This window comes from Oceanospirillum maris DSM 6286, assembly GCF_000422865.1.
Taxonomy (GTDB): Bacteria; Pseudomonadota; Gammaproteobacteria; order Pseudomonadales; family Halomonadaceae; genus Oceanospirillum; species Oceanospirillum maris.
Window position 1 is genome coordinate 345,863 of sequence record NZ_KE383936.1, and the last position, 23,351, is coordinate 369,213.

Annotated in this window: 21 protein-coding genes and 2 tRNA genes; 12 read left to right on the forward strand and 11 right to left on the reverse strand. The window is 45.8% G+C overall.

Features of this window, described 5'->3' with window-relative positions; all coding sequences use genetic code 11:
• Positions 1-6: 6 nt before the first annotated feature.
• The 4 genes from rsmA (at position 7) to glpE (ending at position 2,556) form a co-directional block, all read left to right on the forward strand.
• Positions 7-822: a 16S rRNA (adenine(1518)-N(6)/adenine(1519)-N(6))-dimethyltransferase RsmA gene (gene rsmA / locus G517_RS0113615; RefSeq protein WP_028304865.1), complete on the forward strand. Its 816-nt coding sequence runs from the start codon at positions 7-9 to the stop codon at positions 820-822.
• The gene (apaG, locus tag G517_RS0113620) at positions 812-1,216 is read left to right on the forward strand and encodes a Co2+/Mg2+ efflux protein ApaG (RefSeq protein WP_028304866.1); all 405 of its coding nucleotides are present in this window, start codon (positions 812-814) and stop codon (positions 1,214-1,216) included. Before rsmA ends, apaG begins: the two co-directional genes overlap by 11 nt.
• A 98-nt stretch (positions 1,217-1,314) precedes the next feature.
• Positions 1,315-2,148: a symmetrical bis(5'-nucleosyl)-tetraphosphatase gene (locus G517_RS0113625; RefSeq protein WP_028304867.1), complete on the forward strand. Its 834-nt coding sequence runs from the start codon at positions 1,315-1,317 to the stop codon at positions 2,146-2,148.
• A gap of 90 nt (positions 2,149-2,238) precedes the next feature.
• Positions 2,239-2,556 (forward strand): thiosulfate sulfurtransferase GlpE, encoded by a 318-nt coding sequence (glpE, locus tag G517_RS0113630; RefSeq protein WP_028304868.1) that lies wholly within the window; start codon positions 2,239-2,241, stop codon positions 2,554-2,556.
• A gap of 115 nt (positions 2,557-2,671) precedes the next feature.
• Here glpE and G517_RS0113635 read toward each other — a convergent pair whose 3' ends face one another.
• Together G517_RS0113635 and G517_RS19270 are read right to left on the reverse strand one after the other, a co-directional pair.
• A complete protein-coding gene (locus G517_RS0113635) occupies positions 2,672-3,901 on the reverse strand; it encodes a flagella assembly protein FlgT (RefSeq protein WP_084632243.1) in 1,230 nt (409 codons plus the stop codon).
• A gap of 78 nt (positions 3,902-3,979) precedes the next feature.
• The gene (locus tag G517_RS19270) at positions 3,980-4,570 is read right to left on the reverse strand and encodes an LPP20 family lipoprotein (RefSeq protein WP_051206405.1); all 591 of its coding nucleotides are present in this window, start codon (positions 4,568-4,570) and stop codon (positions 3,980-3,982) included.
• A gap of 116 nt (positions 4,571-4,686) precedes the next feature.
• Between G517_RS19270 and G517_RS21255 the strand changes: the two genes are divergently transcribed.
• Both G517_RS21255 and G517_RS21260 read left to right on the forward strand, forming a co-directional pair.
• Positions 4,687-4,821, forward strand: coding sequence for a hypothetical protein (locus tag G517_RS21255; protein ID WP_281167525.1), 135 nt, complete (start codon positions 4,687-4,689; stop codon positions 4,819-4,821).
• Positions 4,822-5,189: 368 nt separating this feature from the next.
• A complete protein-coding gene (locus G517_RS21260) occupies positions 5,190-6,341 on the forward strand; it encodes a tRNA nucleotidyltransferase/poly(A) polymerase-related protein (protein ID WP_036591519.1) in 1,152 nt (383 codons plus the stop codon).
• A 17-nt stretch (positions 6,342-6,358) separates the two neighbouring features.
• Here G517_RS21260 and folK read toward each other — a convergent pair whose 3' ends face one another.
• From folK to tsaD, 3 genes are read right to left on the reverse strand one after another with little or no spacing between them, the layout of a single operon-like run.
• Complete coding sequence (gene folK, locus G517_RS0113655; protein ID WP_028304870.1) at positions 6,359-6,853, reverse strand: 2-amino-4-hydroxy-6-hydroxymethyldihydropteridine diphosphokinase; 495 nt, start codon at positions 6,851-6,853, stop codon at positions 6,359-6,361.
• Positions 6,850-7,221 carry a dihydroneopterin aldolase gene (gene folB / locus G517_RS0113660; protein WP_028304871.1) on the reverse strand — a complete coding sequence of 124 codons (372 nt, stop codon included), beginning with the start codon at positions 7,219-7,221 and terminating at the stop codon, positions 6,850-6,852. The genes folK and folB overlap by 4 nt, the downstream gene beginning before the upstream one ends.
• A 49-nt stretch (positions 7,222-7,270) precedes the next feature.
• The gene (gene tsaD, locus G517_RS0113665) at positions 7,271-8,326 is read right to left on the reverse strand and encodes a tRNA (adenosine(37)-N6)-threonylcarbamoyltransferase complex transferase subunit TsaD (RefSeq protein ID WP_028304872.1); all 1,056 of its coding nucleotides are present in this window, start codon (positions 8,324-8,326) and stop codon (positions 7,271-7,273) included.
• Positions 8,327-8,554: 228 nt separating this feature from the next.
• Here tsaD and rpsU point away from each other — a divergent pair, with 228 nt between their 5' ends.
• The 6 genes from rpsU to G517_RS0113695 all read left to right on the forward strand — a co-directional run bounded on the left by rpsU (position 8,555) and on the right by G517_RS0113695 (position 17,890).
• Positions 8,555-8,770, forward strand: a complete 216-nt coding sequence (gene rpsU / locus G517_RS0113670) for a 30S ribosomal protein S21 (protein WP_028304873.1) — start codon at positions 8,555-8,557, stop codon at positions 8,768-8,770.
• A gap of 211 nt (positions 8,771-8,981) precedes the next feature.
• Positions 8,982-10,868, forward strand: coding sequence for a DNA primase (gene dnaG, locus G517_RS19280; protein ID WP_051206406.1), 1,887 nt, complete (start codon positions 8,982-8,984; stop codon positions 10,866-10,868).
• 103 nt (positions 10,869-10,971) lie between these two features.
• On the forward strand, positions 10,972-12,780 hold the full coding sequence (rpoD, locus tag G517_RS0113680; RefSeq protein WP_028304874.1) for an RNA polymerase sigma factor RpoD: 1,809 nt from the start codon (positions 10,972-10,974) through the stop codon (positions 12,778-12,780).
• Positions 12,781-13,127: 347 nt separating this feature from the next.
• Positions 13,128-13,709 (forward strand): hypothetical protein, encoded by a 582-nt coding sequence (locus G517_RS0113685; protein ID WP_028304875.1) that lies wholly within the window; start codon positions 13,128-13,130, stop codon positions 13,707-13,709.
• Between the two features lie 220 nt (positions 13,710-13,929).
• Positions 13,930-15,735 (forward strand): acyl-CoA dehydrogenase C-terminal domain-containing protein, encoded by a 1,806-nt coding sequence (locus G517_RS0113690; RefSeq protein WP_028304876.1) that lies wholly within the window; start codon positions 13,930-13,932, stop codon positions 15,733-15,735.
• 358 nt (positions 15,736-16,093) lie between these two features.
• Positions 16,094-17,890: an acyl-CoA dehydrogenase C-terminal domain-containing protein gene (locus G517_RS0113695; RefSeq protein ID WP_028304877.1), complete on the forward strand. Its 1,797-nt coding sequence runs from the start codon at positions 16,094-16,096 to the stop codon at positions 17,888-17,890.
• Between the two features lie 277 nt (positions 17,891-18,167).
• Here G517_RS0113695 and G517_RS0113700 read toward each other — a convergent pair.
• The 6 genes from G517_RS0113700 to bioB all read right to left on the reverse strand — a co-directional run bounded on the left by G517_RS0113700 (position 18,168) and on the right by bioB (position 23,317).
• Positions 18,168-18,252: transfer RNA gene (locus G517_RS0113700), tRNA-Leu, on the reverse strand.
• 171 nt (positions 18,253-18,423) lie between these two features.
• Positions 18,424-18,508: transfer RNA gene (locus G517_RS0113705), tRNA-Leu, on the reverse strand.
• A gap of 64 nt (positions 18,509-18,572) precedes the next feature.
• Positions 18,573-19,268: a dethiobiotin synthase gene (gene bioD / locus G517_RS0113710; RefSeq protein WP_036591522.1), complete on the reverse strand. Its 696-nt coding sequence runs from the start codon at positions 19,266-19,268 to the stop codon at positions 18,573-18,575.
• Entirely contained in the window at positions 19,265-20,956 is a 1,692-nt protein-coding gene (gene bioC / locus G517_RS20270; protein ID WP_051206407.1) for a malonyl-ACP O-methyltransferase BioC, read from the reverse strand. Before bioC ends, bioD begins: the two co-directional genes overlap by 4 nt.
• Positions 20,953-22,179 (reverse strand): 8-amino-7-oxononanoate synthase, encoded by a 1,227-nt coding sequence (gene bioF, locus G517_RS0113720; RefSeq protein ID WP_084632247.1) that lies wholly within the window; start codon positions 22,177-22,179, stop codon positions 20,953-20,955. Before bioF ends, bioC begins: the two co-directional genes overlap by 4 nt.
• Before the next feature lie 28 nt (positions 22,180-22,207).
• Entirely contained in the window at positions 22,208-23,317 is a 1,110-nt protein-coding gene (bioB, locus tag G517_RS19285) for a biotin synthase BioB (protein WP_051206408.1), read from the reverse strand.
• Between the last annotated feature and the right edge of the window lie 34 nt (positions 23,318-23,351).

A 23,351-nucleotide genomic window follows, 5' to 3' on the forward strand; every position in this document is an offset into this window, starting at 1 on the left:
GAATTAATGGCTAAGAAGCCTCAGCAACACCGCGCCCGTAAGCGCTTCGGACAAAACTTTCTTCAGGATGAAGGTATTATTCGACGTATTGTGCGCAGTATCGCCCCACAAAAAGGCCAACATTTGGTTGAAATTGGCCCTGGTATGGGGGCGCTGACCGAGATTATTTTAGAATCGGCAGAACGTCTTGATGTCATCGAATTAGATCGTGATTTAATTCCGGGACTTAAGGTGAAGTTTTTTAACGCCCCCGGCTTTAATATCCATCAAGCGGATGCGTTGAAGTTTGATTTTGCGGAACTGATTGATGATGGTCAGCCTCTACGGGTTGCCGGTAATCTACCTTACAATATTTCGACTCCCCTGATTTTTCACCTGTTAGAACAGCGGCAAAATATTCAGGATATGCATTTTATGCTGCAAAAAGAGGTCGTTGAACGTTTGGCTGCTGCTCCTGCGACGAACGACTGGGGACGTTTAGGTATCATGGCGCAATATTTGTGCGATGTTGAAGCGCTGTTTATTGTGCCGCCAGAAGCCTTTGACCCCATGCCTAAGGTTGATTCTGCCATCGTGCGTTTGACGCCCCATAAGGTGCTACCTTGTCCGGCAAAATCAGCGGAATGTTTGGATCAATTGGTCAGAACCGCCTTCGGTCAGCGCCGCAAGACCCTGCGTAACAATTTAAAAGGCTTACTTGATGTCACTGAGATCGAGTCTTTAGATATTGACCCAGGTCGTCGGCCTGAAACTTTGACGCTGCAAGAAGTTGTCGCGTTAAGTGATTGTTTGGCGGATAGGTTGGGCAAACATGACGAATAGCCATAATGATCAACCGGCGGTTGCAGATGCCTTAATGTTGAGTGTTGAGCCTAAGTTTATTAAGCAGGCCCGCGCTGAAGAGCGTGATCAGTTTGTCTTTAGCTATAAAGTCACCATCACCAATAATAACCGTACCAGTGTTAAGTTATTAAATCGTGTTTGGGTTATTACGGACGGCAATGGCAAAGTGAATGAAGTTAAAGGCAAGGGTGTTGTGGGCCAGCAACCGATTATTGGTCCTGGAGAGGAGTACAGTTATACCTCTGGAGCTATTTTTCCGACACCGCTTGGCTTTATGCAGGGTTATTTTGAAATGCAGGATATAGAATTTGACTGCCCGTTGCAGTTGGATATTCCAGCTTTTCGCTTAGCTAAAGCGGATGTCCTTCATTGATAGTTTGCATTACTTTTCGATGCTAATGGTCTGTTAATATTCTGTATTAAATAGGACTGATTTTTCATTGTGTTTTGTTATTGGATGAGCGAACCACTATGACGACTTACGCTGTTGGCGATTTACAGGGCTGCTTTAGCGAGCTAGAGCAACTTCTGGATAAGTTAAATTTTGATCCCGAGACCGATCAGCTTTGGTTAGCGGGGGATCTGGTTAATCGTGGGCCGGAGTCGCTTCAAGTCCTGAGATTTGCTTCGGGCTTAGGGGATCGTGTGCGTTGCGTGCTGGGTAATCATGATCTGCATTTGTTAGCGGTTGCTTACTCTGGGGCACGCCTTAAGCGCTCCGATACCTTGCAGGCAATTCTAGATGCACCGGACTGTGATGACTTGCTCGACTGGCTTCGCCATCAACCGCTCTGTCATTTTGACGCAAAGCTAGGCTATGTTATGACCCATGCGGGAATTCCGCCAATATGGGATCTTGAGCAGACACTGGCTTACGCCAAAGAGGTTGAACATGCTCTGCGCGGTAATAAGTGTAAGCGTTACTTCGAGCATATGTATGGCAACAAGCCTGCTAAATGGTCGGATGATCTTAAGGGTTTCGATCGCTTGAGAGTAATAACTAACTATTTTACTCGAATGCGTTTTTGTACGCCTAAAGGGAAGCTCGACTTTGATAGTAAAGAGGGCTTGGATCAGTGCCCTGAAGGATATGCCCCTTGGTTTAGTTATCCTCGACAAGTTAAAGCTCAAATTATTTTTGGCCATTGGGCGGCACTAGAAGGGCGGATTGATATAGCTAATAGAAATATTCAAGGGATACATGCCTTGGATACTGGCTGTGTTTGGGGAGCGACACTAACGGCGCTTAACCTAAATACCGGTGAGAAAACCAGTGTTGCAAGTTTGCAAAAAGCTAAATATTAGTGATACCTTAATTTAAAGGTTGATCGCAAAGCTATGCTGGTTTGAGCTTGAGTTACCCCTCATCCAGCGATTTAATAAAGGTATTTTTTTATGCAATTTAAGTTTATGAATCCAGATGAATTAAAAACCAAGTTTGAAGCGGGTGAGCAAGCGGTGGTGGTTGATATTCGTGATACGGGCAGTTTTTCTGCCGGCGCTATAAAGGGTTCTCAGCCGCTCACCAATGACAATGTACAGACCTTTGTAGAGCAAACAGATAAGCAGCTACCGGTTGTTGTTTGCTGCTACCACGGTAACAGCAGTCAATCAGCGGCACAGTTTCTAGTTGAACAGGGTTTTAGTGATGTTTATAGCTTGCAAGGGGGGTATGAACTTTGGAAAACCGTTTGTCCTGAGCACTGTCAGTAAGATTTTATCTTTTATGTGAGCGGCTAAAGATAAAACCAAAAAAGGAGCTAATCAGCTCCTTTTTTAGTTTTATCTTGTTTATTTTTTCTGCAGTTTGCCTGTTACCAAGTAACGTCTACCAAGCAATAACAACGTCGCCTTGCTGTATACCGAGTTTATCCGGCTCTGTGGCAATTGCCCCCCGAGAGAAAAATGGTTGAACACGTTTTAGTGTGATTACCATTTTTACATTTTCTAGTTCGGTATAAGGGTTTTGATTAGCGTCATAGAAGGTGCTTGAACGGTAGAGGTTCAATGTATCCCCAGGACGTAAGCCTGCATCTGCGCCTGCATCAATGTAGATATTGTTGCCATCGGTACGAGTAACCCGCGCCATAAAGGGTTGGCAGCCTAACGTGCTGTGTAGGTCATCGACAATGTTATCAAAGACTTTGTTTACCTGCTGGCCGTAGTCACTTCTCCAAAAAGCCGCCGAGCCAAAGCCCGTCTTTTCTTCCAATGGAACCGTCCAGTTGCCTAAGGTTTCATAACGTTGGCTATAAACAAGCGCACCACTAAAACCGTCGTGTACATAAATATCAATTTGGAATCGGCGTTCGAAACGGCTATCACCGTATTCCATTTTGTCTTTTACTTGCCCGAAATAAGATTTTGTTCTGACCAAGTCAGGGCGAGTCATTGAGATATCACGAATAACACCACTGATAACATACTGCACCCCCAGTTGATTGGATGCAGTAATAGCAGTTGTTAAAGAACCTTCCTCGGTCACTGATGTTGGAATAGTTTGAGGCGAGGTATAAACCTGAAAACCAGACGCATCTAGTACTTTAACTTTTTGAGCACTACCAAGGCGACGGGATAAATCCGCAGGTAAGGTTTGGCCTATGTTATAAAGACCACCAAAAGCTGCTGCCTGAGGGTCTTCTAAGTAGAAGGACGTCATGGCGGCGCTGCGCAAATAACCGTTGCTGGTGTTGCTGCGACACGACTTATCTTCAATCAATACATCAGCCTGAATAGTCAGAAAGAGTAAGTTACCCTTTACCTCTTCTTTCAGAATATTGATATCTTGAACGGTACCGTTAGAGCTGACTCTAAGATTGTCCGCGCTAATCGCACCGTCTGTCATCTGCTGAAAGCTACTAACGTCAGCGCCCGCTTGCAGACTTAGCTGCTGCACAGCATCTCTAATAGCCGCTCTGCGCGCACTAACGAGGTCTTGATGGACGACGTTGGCTTGGCCGGTTGCTTCAAGCCATTTGGCCTCTGCCTGTGTGGAATCCAGACCAATCAACAGGCAAAGAATCCACAACACCTTGTGACGGAATATGGTGTTTAACAACCGACCACTCCTTTTTATTTATAAACAACAGCGTTATCTGTAGAGAAAATCAAAACTGCCAAATGGCCGTTTTGCTCATTAGTTCAGATAATACTGGCTTGGCTGGCTTTTAACCAGTGGACGCGCGATTGCACGGGTTTCTGGAGACTCGCCATGTACCGTTGGAGCGGTACAGCTTGGAGACTGGAAGCCACCTGTTGAACCTAGGCAATCATAGAACGTCGGTTCAAGTACAAGTTCCATCGTGGTCTCGTAATTGTTATGAGCCAACTCGTAAGTTGAGATAACTTTAGCGCCACGAATAACCGTATCAACGTAAGTGCGGAAGCGGTCATCGCGTAGTACCAGCGCTTCTACAGTCGATCCACCGCTAACACGAGTACCATAAACACGTTCAGCAATAGCACGGTAAGCATCTAGTTTAGAGGCACGCATTGCCATCAGTTGGTTTTGACCTTTAGACATCCGAGGATTTTCTAAGTAAGCGCCGTAACCCGTAACCCGAACAATAATCGGATCAACTTTAGGGCTATAGGTATGCTCAACCTGCTGATAAACCACGTAATCACTATTACTTTGGGTATTCATTGTTTGCTGATTGGCTGGTACGCAGCCTGACGTTATTACTGCGCCTGCAATTGCCAAAGAAGCCAGTTTAAGTTTCATCATCATCACTCCTGGTGTCCGTCACATTAGGGTCGAAATATTGTGAACTAAGGTCGAAAATACGGTTAGTTAAAGTCGAAAGTAGGGTTAGTAAATTCGCTGTTGTCGGTCATTCTGTTATGGGTAATGCTGTTCTTGGTCGTCATATAGATGATAGTCATACCTTGGATGGTTATATCGTTGATACTCGTATCGCTGATAATACCGTCGTGGGAAAATCACATCAGGCTGCATCTTGCAACAAGGCTCCATGATGATCTTTGGCGTCAAAACACGATGACTTTCTGTACGAACAACCACTTTGCGAGGTTGCGGCTTAGCAGGTGGAATTCTAACGTAGCGACCCTGGGCCTGATTATTAGAATATGAATAACCATGATAGGGCGTTGCACAGGCCGTTAAGAGCGAGAGTGCAGCGCAGATCGTTATGTACTTTACAGTTTTAAGCATCGGTTTTCCCTGACATTCTGATAGCGAATTTAACCAACCATAAATTCAAGTAGTCGAGTCAAAAATTATACCGAGTATTATCGGCATCGCTTCCATAAAGTTTAGTGCTGACTGAGACTAAGGCCCAGAACACTAAAATTCTATTCATCTAGTATTGAGAGGTTTGCAAAAAATGAGCCAGTTCCCATCAAAAGCAGTTACAGATACTAACTTGTTGGGTGAAGTCTACCTTGTGGGCGGGCCTGTAAGAGATCAACTGCTTGATTTAAAAGCTCATGACAGAGATTGGCTTGTCGTAGGGGCGACACCTGAGCGGATGAAAGCGGCAGGGTTTGTTCAAGTCGGCAAAGACTTTCCTGTATTTCTTCATCCCATTTCTAAAGAAGAGTACGCCTTAGCGCGTACCGAGCGAAAATCTGGCAAGGGTTATCAGGGCTTTGTGTGTCATACCTCGCCGGATGTTTCTCTTGAGGAAGATTTAATGCGGCGTGATTTTACTATCAATGCCATGGCGTTGGATCAAGAGGGCGTGTTACATGACCCTTATAATGGATTAAAGGATCTTGAGGCCCGTGTTTTACGTCATGTTTCGCCTGCTTTTGCCGAAGATCCTTTAAGAGTGTTGCGCGGCGCTCGTTTTTTAGCTCGTTTGCATTATTTAGGCTTTAGTTTTGCGGATGAAACCCTGTCGCTAATGCGTCATTTGGTTGAAACCGGTGAACTTGAGCACCTTTCAGCGGAGCGGGTGTGGTCTGAAACAGAGCGCGCTATTGGGGAGAAAAGTCCTGAGCAGTATTTTTTAACCCTAAAGCGGGTTCAGGGTCTGGCTTACTGGTTTGCTGAGTTTGCTGGAGTTACAGAAGTGTCACTATTTGAATTACCGTGTTTTTTAAAGGAATCTTCTTTAGCAACCAGCCTCCACCGTTGGGCGTGGATGTTACACCATTTAAACACCTGTGATATTGAATCTCTTTGTTCGCGATTAAAAGCCCCTAGGCGTTATTTGGATTTAGCCCGCCTTGTACAAACATTTTGGTCGTTACTCAACATGCCCCCAGCGAAGGATTCAGCGCTTTGCTTAAGGCTGTTAGAGCGAGCCGGTGCTTTTAAGCAAGGAGGGTTATTCGAGGACTGGCTGATGCTCTGGTCGCCAAAGCATCAAGAGATAAAAGCGTGGTGGCAAGACCTGGCTAAGGCGTTAGGCGATGTAACCGCCGCAAGCTTTGTTGCACAAGGGTTGAAAGGGCCTGCGATTGGCGCTGGGATTAAAGTGCAGCGCCTTGGGATTATCGAAGAAGCCCTTCATGGTCTAGGTAGAGATTGAGGTTCGTTCAAGCAACGCTAGATTGCGCTTGGTAACTCCGTTAGCCACAGTTTTTGCTCAGGAAAGGGAAAACTGTCCCAAAGCTCTTGAGTGGTTTTATGCTGTCCCGGAGGAACCAGTGCGGGCTCCATAAGAGATAGAGGGTAGAGCATGTAACCGTGCTCAAAGAGGTCTTTTCGAGGTAGGGTTAGACCAAAATGCACACCGTGTAGTTGGTCGACTAAAACGATGTCGATATCTAGCGTGCGCCCGCTAAACTTGGGCGCATTATGCTCACGGCCAAAGTCATATTCTATTTGACGTAGCTGCTTGCTTAGTTCAGGAAGGGGGCGCTCTGTCTCTAAAATGGCGATCAGGTTAATAAAGTGATCCCCGATAAAACCAACTGGCTCACTTTCGACAACAGGGGATAGCTGTAGGGTGCCAAACTGCTGATTTAAAACCTGAATACCTGCTTGAATATTGTGCTTTGCATCGATATTGCTACCAAGGCTTAAATAGACACGGCTCATTGTTGTGGTCCTTGGCTTAACGTGCCGCGCTGAATCTGAACCGCAACATTACGAGCATTTGGTACTGCGCCAGGCTTGCTTACTTTGACCTGAACCCAGCAGACGTGAAACTGATGACGAATCAGCTCGCTAACGGCCTCAGCAAGGCTTTCGATCAACTTAAAAGATGACCCCTTGACCAGTTCCGTAATCGCTTGGCTGATGGCAAAATAATCCAGTGTCAGCTCAAGATTATCACCGGCGGCAGCGGGTTGGATATTGGTTGCCATCTCAATATCAAATTCCAGCGGCTGCAGAATCTCGCGCTCCCAATCATAAACGCCAATGAGAGCGTCCACTTTTAAGCCTTCAATAAAAACCCGGTCCAAACCATCACCTATTTGCTCAGTTGAAAAGTCTATCTGTTGTGTTAAACGTCTATTTTGTTTTGTGCGTGACCGGGATTAGCGACGGTAACTCTGTTAATGGCCAGCGTGGCTGAACCTTTATCTGGTTATCATTGCTTTGCCCAGCCATTAAACGTTGGCAACCGGCGTAAGCGATCATGGCACCGTTGTCTGTACAGAATTCATTGCGGGGATAGTAAACCTGACCGCCCATACCTTTAAGTGTTTTTTCTAACTGGGCGCGAAGATCTTCGTTAGCGCTCACGCCGCCTGCAATGACTAGTTTTTTACGACCAGTTTGCTGTAGGGCACGCTTACATTTAATGAGTAAGGTATCCACGACGGCATCTTGGAAGGCAAGGGCAATGTCGGCACGAGCCTGATCCGTTAACGTATCATTATTGGCTTCTTTAAAGGCTGCAACGGTATTTAGCGTGAATGTTTTAAGGCCGCTGAAGCTGAAGTCTAATCCTGGTCGATTGGTCATCGGGCGTGGGAAGCGGTAAACACCAGGAGTACCTTGTAACGCTGCCCGTGCGATATGGGGGCCACCGGGATAAGGTAAATCCATCATTTTAGCCGCTTTATCAAAGGCTTCACCGGCAGCATCATCAATGCTTTCACCGAGTAGCTCATATTGGCCAATGCCTTGCACATCAATAAGTTGCGTATGACCACCGGAAACGAGAAGCGCGACAAAAGGAAACTCTGGCGGGGTTTCTTCCAGCATGGGTGCCAAGAGATGGCCTTCCATATGATGCACACCCAAGCATGGCTTACCCCATGCTAGCGCTAGCGCTTGTGCTGTAGACGCACCTACCATTAATGCACCGATTAGGCCTGGGCCTGCGGTGTAGCAGATCGCATCAATGTCATCGGCTTGGCAGTTGGCTTCAGCCATAACCTGTTGAGTCAAAGGGAGTAATTTGCGCACATGGTCGCGGGAGGCGAGTTCAGGGACAACGCCGCCATAGGGAATGTGCATATCAATCTGGCTATAAAGTGCATGGGCTAATAGCCCTTGCTCTGAGTCATAAATAGCCAGGCCGGTTTCATCGCAGGATGTTTCTATTCCGAGTACACGCATGAGGTTCACTAACTGCTTGAAAGAATAGGTGCAATTCTACCTTTCTAAGTGGGAAATGACACGAAAAGCCGCAGATCTAATATAAAAAAGCAGAACGAAAGTGAGTAAAGCTATTTGCATGGGGTAGCCAAAGCCTATAGAATCATGCGTCCCCTAAGGCATGTCGCTGATTTTGGCGACATCTCTATTTAATTTCAATCCTATTACTTTTAAGGTGGTGAGTCTTTAATGCCTGCTGTTAAAGTTAAAGACAATGAACCGTTTGACGTTGCACTGCGTCGTTTCAAACGTTCTTGTGAGAAAGCTGGAATCCTAGCCGAAGTTCGTCGTCGTGAATTTTACGAAAAGCCAACTTGGGTTCGTAAGCGTAAAGCAGCTGCTGCTGTTAAACGTCACGCTAAAAAGGTACAGCGCGAACAGAAACGTTTCGAGCGCCTGTACTAAGCAACGTCAGTTGTAGGCTTCGGCTTACACGGTTGTCTTTTTAGGGGTAAAAACGGCTGCCTTAACCGGCGGCCGTTTTTCATTTGTAGTTGTAGTTTGTAGTCGTTTTTTTGATAAATCTTCATTTATAGGTTTTTTAGGCACCCTAATAGCTGTTGTCTTATGGCTAGGTGCTTACTTGTTGGTGTTTGTATAGGTGTAATACCCTCTTATGGCTGGTCGGATTCCTCAGTACTTTATTGATGACCTTGTCGCTCGTGCCGACATTGTTGATGTTGTAGGAAGTGCGGTTAAGCTAAAAAAAAGTGGCCGTAACTGGCAGGGTTTATGCCCGTTTCATAGTGAAAAATCCCCCTCTTTTACCGTAAGCCAAGACAAACAGTTCTATCACTGTTTTGGTTGTGGTGCCCATGGCAACGCTATTGGTTTCTTGATGGAACATGACGGTCTTGGTTATGTCGAAGCCATTGAGGATCTTGCCAAACAGCTCGGAATGGATGTGCCTAGGGATGAAAATCCTCTTGAGGCTCAGAAGCGTCAAGTGGCTAAAAAGTCTGCAGAAACCCTTGAACTGGCCGCTCAGTTTTATCGTAATTCTCTACAGGTGGCAGAAGGTGCTCAGCGAGCGCAGGCTTATTTACAACATCGAGGCTTACAGCCTGAAACGATTGATCGTTTTGGTATTGGCTTTGCCCCAGAAGGTTGGGAATTGCTTAAAAAGTACCTATCTGGCCAAAATATCAGCGAAAAAGAGCAAATCACTTTTGGATTACTTGTCCAAAAAGAGGAAACAGGACGTACTTACGATCGCTTTCGTAATCGTATTATGTTTCCAATTAGAGATTGGCGAGGCAAGGTCATTGCTTTTGGTGGGCGGGTATTGGGTGATGAAAAACCTAAATATTTAAACTCACCTGAAACGCCTGTCTTTCAGAAAGGGCGTGAGTTATACGGCCTTTATGAGGCTAAAACAGCCCCTGGACAGCTTGAACGCTTGCTGGTGGTTGAAGGTTATATGGATGTGGTGGCCTTAGCTGAAGCCGGTATTCACTATGCTGTTGCTACGCTGGGTACTTCGGCTACAACCGAACATATGGATCGGTTGTTTAAAGTTGTGCCAGAAGTGGTGTTTTGCTTTGATGGTGATAAAGCGGGGAAGCGAGCCGCAGAAAGAGCATTAGAGAATGTTCTGCCGCATATGATTGATGGTCGTCAGGCGCGCTTTATGTTTCTGCCGGATGGTCAAGATCCTGATTCCTTAGTGCGAGCCAACGGTAAGAGCTTATTTGAGCAACGTATTGTACGGGCAGAATCGCTATCTGAGCGTTTATTTGGCTTTCTTCAAGAGGGACTCAATCCTCAGGAGCCAGAAGGTAAGGCGCTACTGACGCAGAAAGCTGGGCCTTTCTTTCAGAAAATTCCAGCGGGCATCTTACGCACGCTTTTGGTTAAAAAGCTGGCAGAAATTGTCGGTGTTGACACTGCTCAGTTGCAAACACAGCTAGATCGTCAATCGTTACCGGTTAAAAAAGAAGCGATACAGAGTAAGCCTGCTGATATTATTCCTGAATATGCTGTAGAAAGTATATCTCATGCCGATAATGCCCCTGAAGTTCAGTTATCAACGAGCTATGCTTATAAATTGCTACTATGGTTGGTACGTTGCCCTCGGATTATTCAAAAGTTGACCGAGGAAGAGTTGCAGCAATTAAAAGAGATTATCGACGAAAATAAAGGGTTTTTCTGGGGAAAAGTCTTTAAGGAAGTCATGGAATACTTGAAATGTATGCCTACTGCCACCACTTTATCACTTCAGGCGCATTGGTACGGCACAGAAATTGGCCGATTACTTGATCAGATAGCATTAGAAGACGTGCTCGCCGAAGAATTTATTATTTCAGAATTTAAAGAATGGCTCCGGTCACTGGAGCTTAAGCGACAACAGTATCAGCGCAATCAACGTATTGACGAACTGATGAATAAGAGTCGCTCAGGTCAACGCTTGACCAAAAATGAGAATGAAGAGCTGGTGATGTTGCTTAACGTGTTGGCTAATAAGAAAAGTCGACCGGAAGGTGATACTGCTGAAGTTAAGTAATAATTTAGAGCTAGGTGGAAGTCAAGAATAATTTATGCTATATTTGAACGCTTAGCATTTTTTTCCACCTCGTTCTTTGCACTACATTTGAGATAGGGTATCTATGGCTGGAAATGAGCAGCAACAGTCGCGCTTGAAGGAATTGATCGCCCGCGGAAAGGAACAGGGCTACCTCACTTACGCAGAAGTAAATGACCACCTCCCGGAAGATATTTCAGACCCAGATCAGGTTGAAGATATCATTCGCATGATCAACGATATGGGTATCAGTGTTTCCGAGGAAGCACCTGATGCAGAAACCCTATTGATGACTGATGGTGATTCTTCAACGGATGATGTTGGGGCAGAAGAAGCTGTAGCAGCCCTCGCTGCGGTTGAGTCCGATGTAGGTCGTACAACCGATCCTGTGCGCATGTATATGCGAGAAATGGGCACCGTAGAGCTATTGACCCGTGAAGGCGAGATAGTGATCGCCAAGCGTATCGAAGAAGGCCTGCGCGAGGTGATGCACTCTGTCTCCTATTTGCCGGGTACTATTCAGCGAATTCTGGATATTTATGACCAGACTCAAACTGAAGAAGGTCGCCTAAGTGATCTACTGATTGGTTATATCGATCCAGATGATGGCGAAGTACCTGCAGGCCCTGTCGCTAGTGCGAAAACAGATGATGACCTGGATGACGAGGAAGAAACGGAAAGTGGCCCTGATCCTGAAGAAGCCCGCATTCGTTTTACTCGTCTAAAAGAGCTTAATGATGCGGTATTAGCTGCAGGTGAGAAAAAAGGTATTGGTAGTGCTGAGTACCAAGCGGCTCAAGTCGCTTTGGCTGATTACTTTGCACCCATCAAACTAACACCGAAGAATTTTGATGCTATGGTTGCGCGCGTGCGTAACAGTATGGATGAAATTCGTCGGCAAGAGCGCCGTGTCATGCAGCTTTGTGTGCGTAAAGCTAAAATGACCCGTAAAGAGTTTATTGCTACTTTCCCTGGTAATGAAACCAACCCTAAATGGCTGGATAGCATTCTGGCAGATAAGCCTAAGAATGCCGCTGTATTAGAAGGTTTGCGCATCGAAATTTTGCGATGCCAGCGTAAAATCTCTACCGTAGAGCAGGATGTGCACCTTAATCTTATTGAGATTAAAGAGATCAACCGTCGCATGTCGATTGGTGAAGCTAAAGCCCGTCGTGCCAAGAAAGAAATGGTGGAAGCTAACCTGCGTCTGGTTATCTCTATCGCGAAGAAGTACACCAACCGTGGCCTGCAGTTCTTGGATCTTATCCAAGAAGGTAATATCGGTTTGATGAAAGCGGTTGATAAGTTTGAATACCGTCGCGGTTATAAATTTTCGACTTATGCGACTTGGTGGATTCGTCAGGCGATTACTCGATCTATTGCTGACCAAGCCCGTACGATTCGTATTCCGGTACACATGATTGAAACGATCAATAAGTTGAACCGTGTTTCTCGTCAGATGCTTCAGGAGATGGGCCGTGAGCCAACTCCAGAAGAGCTTGGCGAGCGTATGGAAATGCCAGAAGATAAAGTGCGTAAAGTACTTAAGATCGCTAAAGAGCCGATCTCTATGGAAACGCCTATTGGTGATGATGAAGATTCTCATCTGGGTGATTTTATTGAAGATGTTGGCACAGATTCACCGATTGATACCGCAACGGGTGAAGGCCTGATTGAAGCGACTCGCTCTGTTCTGGGTGGGTTAACAGGACGTGAAGCCAAAGTGCTTCGTATGCGTTTTGGTATTGATATGAATACCGACCATACCCTAGAGGAAGTGGGCAAGCAGTTTGATGTAACCCGTGAACGTATTCGTCAGATTGAGGCGAAAGCGTTACGTAAGTTGCGTCACCCTACTCGTTCAGAGCATCTACGTAGCTTTATTGACGAGTAATTTTTTTATGCTCAGCGGTAAAGTTGCCTATACTTAACGGTAATATTATTTGTATATCTGTATTTAGCGTTATTAAACACTTAGTATTTTTAAGGTTATAAGCCTTAAAAGATTAAAGCCTCGCTTCTAGCGAGGCTTTTTTTTGCTAGAAGTATCTGCCATAAATAAGTATCGAAATACTTTTAATATCAGGTAGTTATGAAGCGTGATTCAATATGCTTCTTTTGGGAGCAGCTTATCTATTCTTATTTGTTATAAATCTGCATGAAACGAACGTAAAAATTAGCCATAATAACGAATCAATTATTTAATTGATCGTTTCTGATTATTTAAAATATAGGCTTGTTATGGAAAATCCTTCTGCCAACGATGCATCGCGGCATAACCGCTTAATGCAGGAATATCGCCAGAAAGAGCGTTCGGCAGAATCTGCTGAAGATCTTGATGATGCTGAAGACCAAACAATATCTACACCTGATAATCAAGACGTTGCTCAAGAATTCCAGAGAGAAGATGATTCTTCTGGATCGGAAATAACCATGGCGGCAGATGGTAGCGTAGAGAATAGTGATATAGATACGGCTTCTACTCTTGTACCCAGGACTGCTCAGCCTGTTTATGATCAAGATCTTAGTGCAGCCTTAGAGGCTTTTTCTGCAGAAGCTACAGAGAAAATTGATACCCCAAAACCCGTAGAGTCATTGGTAGAGCAGTCCGTAGATTCACTGCACAGAGCTCCTGTTTCTAGTCTCCATCAAAAGCCTAAAACGTTTTCTTTTGGTTTATATTTTCCTCAAACGTTTGTTGGAGCCGAACCAGAATGGATGGAAGGCCAATCCAGAGCCTTACAGTTGAAGGGTGTCTTTGATACTTTGGGTTTAAGCTTTCCTCCTGAGCCATCGGGCCAGCAGTTTGCTGCAAGAGTTTGATTTTTATCACTTATTTTTGATTTTTCTGTCGATTTTACGATTTATTTTTTCCTAGAAAATCCTTATCTTCTTATTTTTTATCGAAATACCTCTTGACCCTGCCTCTTGTCTGACTTAAGTTTCAAACATACGTTTGAATTAAGTTTTGAAGAAACTTTGACTGTTGCTCGACATGACGGGTACAGCAAAACAAAACAAGAACAGCTAAGTCGAGGTCGATATGCCAACATATAAAGCCCCCCTACGTGATATCCGTTTTGTGATGGACGAGATGCTGGACTTTCCAGCCCATTATGCCCAACTGCCTAATGGGGATGATGCATCACCAGAAATTGTGAATGCTATTCTGGAAGAGGGTGCTAAGTTCTCTGAAGAAGTGCTGACGCCTTTAAATCAAACCGGTGATAGCGAAGGCTGCCAGTTTAATAATGGTGACGTGACAACGCCTACCGGCTTTAAGGAAGCTTATCAGCAGTTTGTGGAAGGTGGTTGGCCGTCTATGACTCAGGATACCCGCTATGGTGGACAGGGTTTGCCTCAGTCCTTAGGGATGGTACTGAATGAGATGGTTTGTTCATCTAACTTGTCATGGGGTATGTACCCAGGTCTTTCCCATGGTGCGATGGATGCTTTACTACACCACGGTACAGAAGAGCAGAAAGAAACTTTCTTGACGAAAATGATCGACGGCAGTTGGACTGGCACCATGTGTTTGACCGAGCCTCATTGTGGTACAGATCTTGGCTTAATTCGTACTAAGGCTGAACCTCTTGGGGATGATAGTTATGCGGTTAGTGGCACCAAGATCTTTATCTCTGCGGGCGAACACGATATGTCCGAGAATATTGTTCATCTTGTTTTGGCTAAGCTGCCGGGTGCCCCTGAAGGCTCTAAAGGCATCTCACTGTTTATCGTGCCGAAATTTACCCCAGACGCTAACGGTGAAGCCGGTGAGCGTAATGGTGTTCAGTGTGGTTCTATCGAGCACAAAATGGGTATCCATGGTAATAGCACCTGCGTGATGAACTTTGATAATGCCAAGGGTTACCTAATAGGTGAGCCGAATAAAGGCTTGTCTTATATGTTCGTGATGATGAATGCGGCCCGTATTGGTGTTGGTATTCAAGGCTTAGGGCTTACGGAAGTCTCTTTTCAGAATGCACTGACTTATGCCCGTGATCGTTTACAGATGCGCTCTCTGAGTGGGCCTAAAGCACCAGAGAAAGCCGCTGACCCAATTATTGTTCACCCAGATGTGCGTCGTATGCTGTTGACGCAAAAAGCCTTTGCAGAGGGTGGTCGGGCACTGGTTTATTATACCGCGCAGTTAATTGATCAAGTTTCTGCCGGTGGTGATGCCGGTAAAGAAGCCGATGAGCTGTTAGGCTTATTGACTCCTATTGTAAAAGCCTTCTTAACCGAAGCAGGCTTTGAAGCGACCAACGAAGGTATTCAGATCTTTGGTGGTCACGGTTTTATCCATGAGTGGGGTATGGAGCAGTTTGTTCGTGATGCGCGTATCACTCGTCTGTATGAAGGTACAACCGGTATTCAGGCGCTTGATCTACTGGGTCGTAAGATTCTGATGAATCAAGGTGAAACACTACGTACCTTTACCAAGCAGATTCATAAGTTCTGCCAGGGTGAAGAAGGTAATGCTGAGATGGCTAAATTTGTCACACCTTTGTTGGCGCTGAACAAAGAGTGGGGTGACGTTACCATGCAGATCGGTATGAAAGCGATGCAGGATCGTGATGAAGTAGGTGCAGCCTCTGTTGATTATCTAATGTACTCTGGTTACGTTACGCTGGCTTATTTCTGGGCTCAAGCGGCAAAAGTGGCGCAGCAGGCACTGGCGAACGGCACCACAGAAACGGATTTCTATAAAGCGAAACTGGCAACGGCACAGTTCTACTTCAGCAAGCTGTTACCGCGGACCAAGTCTTTGGTTGCTTCAATCAATGAAGGCGGTGAGTCGCTTATGGAGATGAGCGCGGATCAATTTGGTTCTGGCTTTGAAATCTAAACTGTAAAGAAAGACGGATCGCCTAAAGAAAGAAAATTTACTGCTTTAAAAATTCAGGCGGGCCAGGGAAGGCTCGCTTTTTTAGCTTTATTCTCAGCAATATTTTAGACTTAAGCATGAGCTGTTTCAGCTTGACATTTTTGCAGTAAACGCGCCTTTTATACTAAACCCTGCTGTCGCTCAAGCCCCCATAAAACCTGAACTCACAAGTCACGCATTAAACTAGCGGCCTAGGGTTTCATTCAGTAATATGACTGAAAAATAGAATCCAGTCGAAATTTTATATACTGATTCACCAACTTTTTAGTGCTTTTTATAGCGCTAAAAAGTAAGCATCTATCAATAGGAAGTACGCACCATGGCAAAGTATAAAGCTCCTTTACGCGATATGCGTTTTGTTTTAAATGAAGTGTTTGAGGCTGAAAAGCTTTGGGCCTCTATGCCAGCAACACAGGAAGTGACCCCTGATTTGGTTGATGCGATCTTGGAAGAAGGTGCCAAGGTTAATGAAAACGAACTATTTCCTTTAAACCGCACTGGTGATGAAGAAGGTTGTACGTTTAACGATGGAACCGTTACCACGCCAAAAGGCTTTAAAGAAGCCTATAAGCTGATGTCTGAAAGTGGCTGGTTGGGTCTTGGCGGTAATATTGACTTTGGCGGCCAAGGCATGCCGAAGATGCTAACGGTATTATTTGAAGAGATGCTTTACTCTTCCAACGCGTCTTTTGCGTTGTACCCTGCGCTTAACTCTGGCGCGACGCTGTGTTTGGATAATCACGCCAGCGACGCGATGAAAGAGCAGCTTCTGCCAGCGATGTATGAAGGTCGTTGGTTGGGTACTATGTGTTTGACTGAGCCGCACTCCGGTACTGATCTGGGTTTGATCCGCACGAAGGCAGAACCGAATGCCGATGGTTCTTTTAATATTACTGGCACTAAGATCTTTATTACCGGTGGTGAGCATGATCTATCGGAAAATATTATTCATCTTGTGCTGGCTAAGCTGCCGGATGCGCCTGCTGGTTCCCGTGGCATCTCGCTATTTATGGTGCCTAAATTCCTGATCAATGATGATGGTTCTTTGGGTGAGCGTAACCCAGCATTCTGTGGCTCTATTGAGCACAAAATGGGGATTAAAGGATCTGCAACCTGCGTCATGAACTTTGATGGCGCTCAGGGTTGGATGATCGGTGAGCCGAATAAAGGCTTGGCTTGCATGTTTACCATGATGAACTACGAGCGTCTATCGATTGGTATTCAAGGTTTAGGTCTTGGTGAAGTAGCTTATCAGAGTGCAATGGATTTTGCTCAAGAGCGTACTCAATCCCGTGCTCCAGGCGGTGCTAAGTACCCTGAAAAATCAGCGGATAACATTTTGGTGCACCCAGATGTACGCCGGATGGCATTGAATGTACGTGCCTTTAATGAAGCGGGTCGTGCTTTTGCTTCTTATGTGGGTATGCAGTTGGATATGTCTAAATTCCATGAGGATGCAGACGTTCGTCAAAAAGCAGCGGCCTTAGTTGCTCTGATGACGCCGGTGGCTAAGTCTTATCTAACAGACCGTGGTTTGGATTGTACTATTTCCGCGCAGCAGATTTATGGTGGCCAAGGCTATATCCGTGAATGGGGTGCAGAGCAATATGTGCGTGATGCCCGTATCGCGCAGATTTATGAAGGCACCAATGGTATTCAGGCGCTTGACCTGATGGGTCGCAAAGTGGTGTCCAACAAAGGTGAATATGTAAAAATATTCGAACAAGATATTCGCAGCTTTATTGCCGCGAATGCTGATAATACTTTTGTACAGCCATACCTAGAGAAGCTATCGGCGGCGGTTGATACTCTGGTTCAAGTTACCGAGGGCGTTATCGAGAAAGCTCAGGCTAACCCAGAAGAGATTGGAGCGGCTTCTCAAGACTATTTGGATCTGTTTGGTCTAGTGACTTACTCTTACATGTGGGCGCGTATGGTTGCTGTTGCTGCACCAAAAGCAGGGAGTGATACCAGCGGCTTCTATGGGGCTAAAGTTAAAGTGGCAAGCTTCTTCTTTGCTCGAGTGCTACCGAAGGCGGCATCACTGGCTGCACAGGTTAATGCTGGTGCAGAGACGTTGATGGATCTTGATGAAGAGCTGTTCTACGGTGAGTAATCACCTGAAATAAAGCGTAGACATTGATGGTCTAAATCAATCATAGAACCGGCTAAGGTGAAAATCTTAGTCGGTTTTTTATGTCTTATGGGATAGCTGTGTGATCGTTTTGTTGTAGCTGTACGGTATATAAAGAATATAAAGGATATTTAATAGAGATATAGGAATACAGAAAGGTATAGAATGAAAAGTAATAAAGGATCTTAGAGAGAGTTAAAGCATAGAAAGTATTGGTACGTAGAAGGGGGCTTAGAATAAAAAGCTGCAATATAACAAATGGTGCGGAAGGAGAGACTCGAACTCTCACACCTTACGGCACCAGAACCTAAATCTGGCGTGTCTACCAATTTCACCACTCCCGCATTTGTATATTGCTATACACTATATGCCGTATTGCTAATCCGAAGGGTGACCTCGTTATGATTAGCGGCAATTGTGTGGCTTTAATAATATTCAATGATAAAAAAATAATTGAATAGTCAAAGCGCTGTACTGCGCCATCTTCAAACAAGTCTAGCTTGTTAGGGAGAAGATGGTGCGGAAGGAGAGACTCGAACTCTCACACCTTACGGCACCAGAACCTAAATCTGGCGTGTCTACCAATTTCACCACTCCCGCAGTACGAGGCGTATTATAGTTAAGCCAAAGAATACGTCAACCCCTGATTGCAAAATAAATAAAATTATTTGTTATCAACAAGATAGCGCAAGGCGGGTTCGGGAATGCTCTTGGCGGCTTCAGCCCAGCTATGGTCTTGGATGTAGGGAATTTCTGCCAATAAAGGGGCCGTGATTAATTGGGCTAATGTTGCTAGATTTTCTTTATAGTGGCTCATCTCTGGGTCAATCTGATTCGCAACCCAGCCCGCAATAGTTAGGCCGTCGGCCTTAATGGCCTCAACGGTTAGCAAGGCATGGTTGATACATCCAAGCTTTATACCAACCACAAGAATGACAGGTTGCTTTAGATTCTTAGCTAGGTCGGCTAAGGTTTCTCGACGGTTAAGTGGCACACGCCAGCCGCCAGCACCTTCGATCAATAGAAGGTCTGCTCTGGCCATCATAATACCTCGAGCAAATCCCGCAGACCGAGCAACACTTAACGATGAGCCACTTTCTTGGGCGGCAATATGGGGAGCTATAGCAGGTTCAAGAGCGATAGGGTTTACCATCTCATACTCTTCATATTCTGTCATCGCGGCCATTAAATGTGTGGCATCGCTGTTTCTTAAGCCCTGCTCTGTTCGCTCACATCCTGCGGCAACGGGTTTATGGGCTAAGGTTTTATAACCAAGCAGGCCTGCAGCATAAAGTAGGGCGCAGCTAACAAACGTTTTTCCCGCATCGGTGTCGGTACCGGTAACAAAATAGGTTTTCATGATAAAAGGCCCATATTATTTGGTTTGCTAATCGTTAATATCAAGACTTGGTAGCTTACAGGAAGACCCTGTTCTGATCTAAAAGACTCATAAGCTTTTTTAAAATGAATAATGCTTTGCCTGCCTGTTAGTCCTAGCTCACCCTCCTGATAATGCGCTCCAATGCCTTTGATCGAATCGATAACCTGTCTTAGGTCTGGGTAATATACCTGCTCACAATAATGCTCTGCCTGCTCTACTTTAAAGCCTGTTTGGCGAGCGGATTCAAGTAAGGCTTCTTGGCAGGTGAAGTCGTTAATATGTTTTTTATCATCTGCCTGAGCCCAGCTGTGCTCAAGTTCTGCTAATGTTCCGGGCAAGAGGGTGGCGATATAAGCCTTGCCGCCAGCTTTAAGGGCGTTAAATAGTGATTGAAATAGGGCATGGTGATTGTGGCACCACTGTATTGCTAAGCTGGAGAAAATCAGATCTAAGCCTTTGATCGTATCGGGAAGCTGCTCTGCATCGGCACAGAGCCAGTGGATATTGTCGTTATCCGCCTGTTGATCGGCAAAAGCCAACATGCCCTCCGAGAGGTCTAAGCCTATTGCTGATTGGGCATGACAATGATCCCGTAAGCGGCGCGTCCAATAACCTGTCCCACAGCCAATATCAAGAATATGGTTGGCAGAGGTTGGGCAGAGGTTTAAAAGTTTCTGTGCGATACGCTTTTGGGCTTTGGCCTGTTGATCATAATGAGGGGCGGCCTTGCTAAACGCATTAGCGACCTTCTGCTTATTTCTGTCTTTAGCTTCTATATTGGTCTTTATTTTATCTATGTTGGCTTTTATTTCACCTTGGGCACTTGTTTCTAGCGTTAGCATATTTTCGATATGGCAAAGCCGTTGAAGAATCTTATCCGCTAGATACTTTGGCTGGCTCAGCATAGGAAGGTGGCCTGCGTTCGATAGTACTTCGCTGGGGGCTGCTAAGTGTTGGCTAATATCAACGGGCACTAAAGGGTCGTGTTCAGCAAATAGCCAGAGTGTTGGGCATTGCAGTTGGCAGTAAGCACGCTGGTCTAATGTGCTTAAGGCGGTTAAGCCGTTAGCGAGGGCTTGTACGTCCGAGAGGGCTAGCACGTTAGCCGATCGCTCGCTTGGGTTGGCTCTATTGCGCATAAGATGATTGAGCAGCCTTCTTGTTTCGCGAATATCAGGCTCCCCTTGCATCTGCAATCCTTGAAAACGCTTAAGTGTTTTCTCTGGCTCTTGGCTAAAAGCAGTTTGAAAATGGCTCAACACATCCACAGGCATCCCGTAGCGCCAATCAGTGCGCTGTTGAAAGCTGGGGTTGCTGGCTAATAATGTTAGGCTGCTAGGGGCTTGTATCGTGCTTTTTATTATTGTGGTGCTTTCTATTACTGTGGCGCTTTTTGGTAGATTTTGCAGATAATAGGTTATCTCTAACATTAAATTGCCGCCGAGTGACCAGCCTAACCAGTGGGCATCAAGGGGAAGGTCTAAATCCGCAATCAATTTAGGAATAAACGAGGTTTCTTGGGGGTCGTAGCAAGTAAGTGTCGGCGTGATAATCAGGCGTTCAGGTTGTCTCTGTTTTATGGCAGCAATTAACGGCTGCCAAATCGCCGGTGTTGCTCCCCAGCCGTGCAGAAGTACAAGTGGCTTTATGTTTATTGTTGATTTCATCGGGTCATCTTCGGCAGGCCGCGCTGCTTTATAATATGGGCTAGGGCTGACAGCAGTTGTTCAATCTGTTCCAAGCTATGACTGGCACTTAGGGTAATGCGTAAGCGGGCGCTACCCTTAGGAACTGTGGGTGGGCGAATGGCAATGACGAGAATACCGACCTGTTCAAGCTGTTGACTCCATTCCATCGCTTCTGCGTCGTCGCCAATCATAATCGGCTGAATAGGTGTGAGAGAGTCCATTAAGGTTAATCCTAGTTGATTCGCCCCGGTTCTAAAGCTGTGTATCAGTTGATTCAGATGGATACGCCGCTCCGGTTCTTGCTGTATTAACATTAAACTGGTGCGTGTTGCTGCAGCGACGGCAGGCGGTATCGCCGTGGTGTAAATATAGGGGCGGGCAAATTGAATTAATGTTTCTATCAAGGCTTGGCTACCGGCCACAAAAGCACCGCTAGTACCAACGGCCTTACCTAAAGTTCCCATTAAAATAGGCACCTGATTTTGAGTAAAACCTGCACCTATGCCTTGCCCGTGCTCACCCAGGCATCCAAACCCGTGAGCATCGTCCACCATCAACCAAGCATGATGTCGTTGACTCGTATCGACAAGGGCTTGTAGTGGTGCGCAATCACCATCCATGCTAAATACACCATCCGTGACGATCAGTTTGCGCTGACTCTCTGGACTGGCTTTCTCTAAAAGATGGTTAAGGTGTACGTTGTCATTATGCCGATAACGCTTAAATCCTGCGCCAGAATGCAAGCCGCCATCTAATAACGAGGCGTGATTTAACCGATCCTGAAAGACCGTATCCCCTTTGCCCACTAATGCCTGAATTGTGCCGAGGTTGGCCATGTAGCCCGTGGAAAAAAGTAGCGCTCGATCTCGTCCAGTAAAAGCCGCTAAAGCCTCTTCTAACTGTTGATGCTCTGTGCTGTGACCATTAACCAAATGTGAAGCGCCGCTACCGACACCATAGGTTTTGGCTGCTTGGCAAAAGGTTTCGATGACTCTAGGGTCATTGGCAAGACCTAAATAGTCGTTACTACAAAAGGCAAGAACCTGACGGCCATTGATCTGTGTCTCTGGCTGCTGAGGGCCCTCTAACGTACGGCGGCACCGGTAGAGGTGCGCCTTATGGCGCGCCTCCAAACCAGGTTCTAATAGCGGGGATAAAAGATCGACAGTGCTTTCTAGTGATTGTTTGATCCGGTCTTTCATACAGGCTTTCATTCCAGTGCTGTTGGACTTAAACCACAAGGCCGCAGGGTTTGCGTTCGCGCTCGGCGCCGTCGCTAAGAGATGACGCTTGGCTTGCATCATAAAATAACTTGCTGTTCTTTTGTTCGGTGATAGCTTCTTGCAGGGCAGCCTGATGGGTAGCGTCATCAACGGGAACATCACGGCGTTCAGGGTGAATACCTAGGCGCTGAAACAGTTGACGATCTTTATCTGCCTGAGGGTTTGCTGTCGTCAATAAACGCTCGCCATAAAAAATAGAGTTGGCACCGGCAAAGAACGTCATAGCTTGCATCTCATCACTCATTTCTTCACGGCCTGCGGATAGCCGAACGTGGGATTCAGGCATAAGAATACGGGCGACAGCGATGGTGCGAATAAAGTCGATAGGGTCTAAATCTTCAACCTGATCTAAAGGAGTACCTTCAACTTTAACCAGCATATTGATCGGTACGCTTTCAGGATGAGGCGCTAAATTGGAAAGCTGAATCAGCATTTTAGCGCGATCGGTTTCTTCTTCGCCCATACCTAAGATGCCGCCTGAGCAGATTTTCATACCGGCTTCACGCACATGGGATAAGGTGTCTAGGCGGTCTTGATAGCTACGGGTGGTGATGATTTGGTCATAGTATTCCGGTGAGGTATCCAGGTTGTGGTTGTAGTAATCAAGACCGGCCTGAGACAGTTCTTTTGCTTGATCGACATCCAGCATACCCAATGTCATACAGGTTTCTAAGCCTAGGGATTTAACGCCTTTGACTATCTCTAGCACAACAGGGAAATCTTTTTTGCTGGGGGACTTCCACGCCGCACCCATGCAGAAACGACTAGCTCCGGTTTCTAGTGCGGCCTTCGCTTGCTGTAACACCTTTTGTACTTCCATTAACTGCTCTTTGGCAAGCCCTGTATTATAGTGGCCAGATTGAGGGCAGTATTTACAATCTTCAGGGCAGGCACCGGTTTTAATGGATAGCAAAGTACTGACTTGAACGGCGTTCGGGTCAAAGTGCTCACGATGAATACTGTGGGCTTTAAACAGTAGATCGTTTAAAGGCAGAGCAAATAGCGCTTCAACTTCTTTTAAAGACCAGTCATGGCGGGGCGCGGTTAGTGCAGTCATGGAAATTCCTGTGCTAAATTCAAAACGTGATGAG

Coding starts and splice junctions, on each gene's coding strand:
- rsmA (WP_028304865.1), top strand. CDS start 7: ATGGCTAAGAAGCCTCAGCAACACCGCGCCCGTAAGCGCTTCGGACAA.
- apaG (WP_028304866.1), top strand. CDS start 812: ATGACGAATAGCCATAATGATCAACCGGCGGTTGCAGATGCCTTAATG.
- G517_RS0113625 (WP_028304867.1), top strand. CDS start 1,315: ATGACGACTTACGCTGTTGGCGATTTACAGGGCTGCTTTAGCGAGCTA.
- glpE (WP_028304868.1), top strand. CDS start 2,239: ATGCAATTTAAGTTTATGAATCCAGATGAATTAAAAACCAAGTTTGAA.
- G517_RS19270 (WP_051206405.1), bottom strand. CDS start 4,570: ATGATGAAACTTAAACTGGCTTCTTTGGCAATTGCAGGCGCAGTAATA.
- G517_RS21255 (WP_281167525.1), top strand. CDS start 4,687: ATGGGTAATGCTGTTCTTGGTCGTCATATAGATGATAGTCATACCTTG.
- G517_RS21260 (WP_036591519.1), top strand. CDS start 5,190: ATGAGCCAGTTCCCATCAAAAGCAGTTACAGATACTAACTTGTTGGGT.
- folK (WP_028304870.1), bottom strand. CDS start 6,853: ATGAGCCGTGTCTATTTAAGCCTTGGTAGCAATATCGATGCAAAGCAC.
- tsaD (WP_028304872.1), bottom strand. CDS start 8,326: ATGCGTGTACTCGGAATAGAAACATCCTGCGATGAAACCGGCCTGGCT.
- rpsU (WP_028304873.1), top strand. CDS start 8,555: ATGCCTGCTGTTAAAGTTAAAGACAATGAACCGTTTGACGTTGCACTG.
- dnaG (WP_051206406.1), top strand. CDS start 8,982: ATGGCTGGTCGGATTCCTCAGTACTTTATTGATGACCTTGTCGCTCGT.
- rpoD (WP_028304874.1), top strand. CDS start 10,972: ATGGCTGGAAATGAGCAGCAACAGTCGCGCTTGAAGGAATTGATCGCC.
- G517_RS0113685 (WP_028304875.1), top strand. CDS start 13,128: ATGGAAAATCCTTCTGCCAACGATGCATCGCGGCATAACCGCTTAATG.
- G517_RS0113690 (WP_028304876.1), top strand. CDS start 13,930: ATGCCAACATATAAAGCCCCCCTACGTGATATCCGTTTTGTGATGGAC.
- G517_RS0113695 (WP_028304877.1), top strand. CDS start 16,094: ATGGCAAAGTATAAAGCTCCTTTACGCGATATGCGTTTTGTTTTAAAT.
- bioD (WP_036591522.1), bottom strand. CDS start 19,268: ATGAAAACCTATTTTGTTACCGGTACCGACACCGATGCGGGAAAAACG.
- bioC (WP_051206407.1), bottom strand. CDS start 20,956: ATGAAATCAACAATAAACATAAAGCCACTTGTACTTCTGCACGGCTGG.
- bioF (WP_084632247.1), bottom strand. CDS start 22,179: ATGAAAGACCGGATCAAACAATCACTAGAAAGCACTGTCGATCTTTTA.
- bioB (WP_051206408.1), bottom strand. CDS start 23,317: ATGACTGCACTAACCGCGCCCCGCCATGACTGGTCTTTAAAAGAAGTT.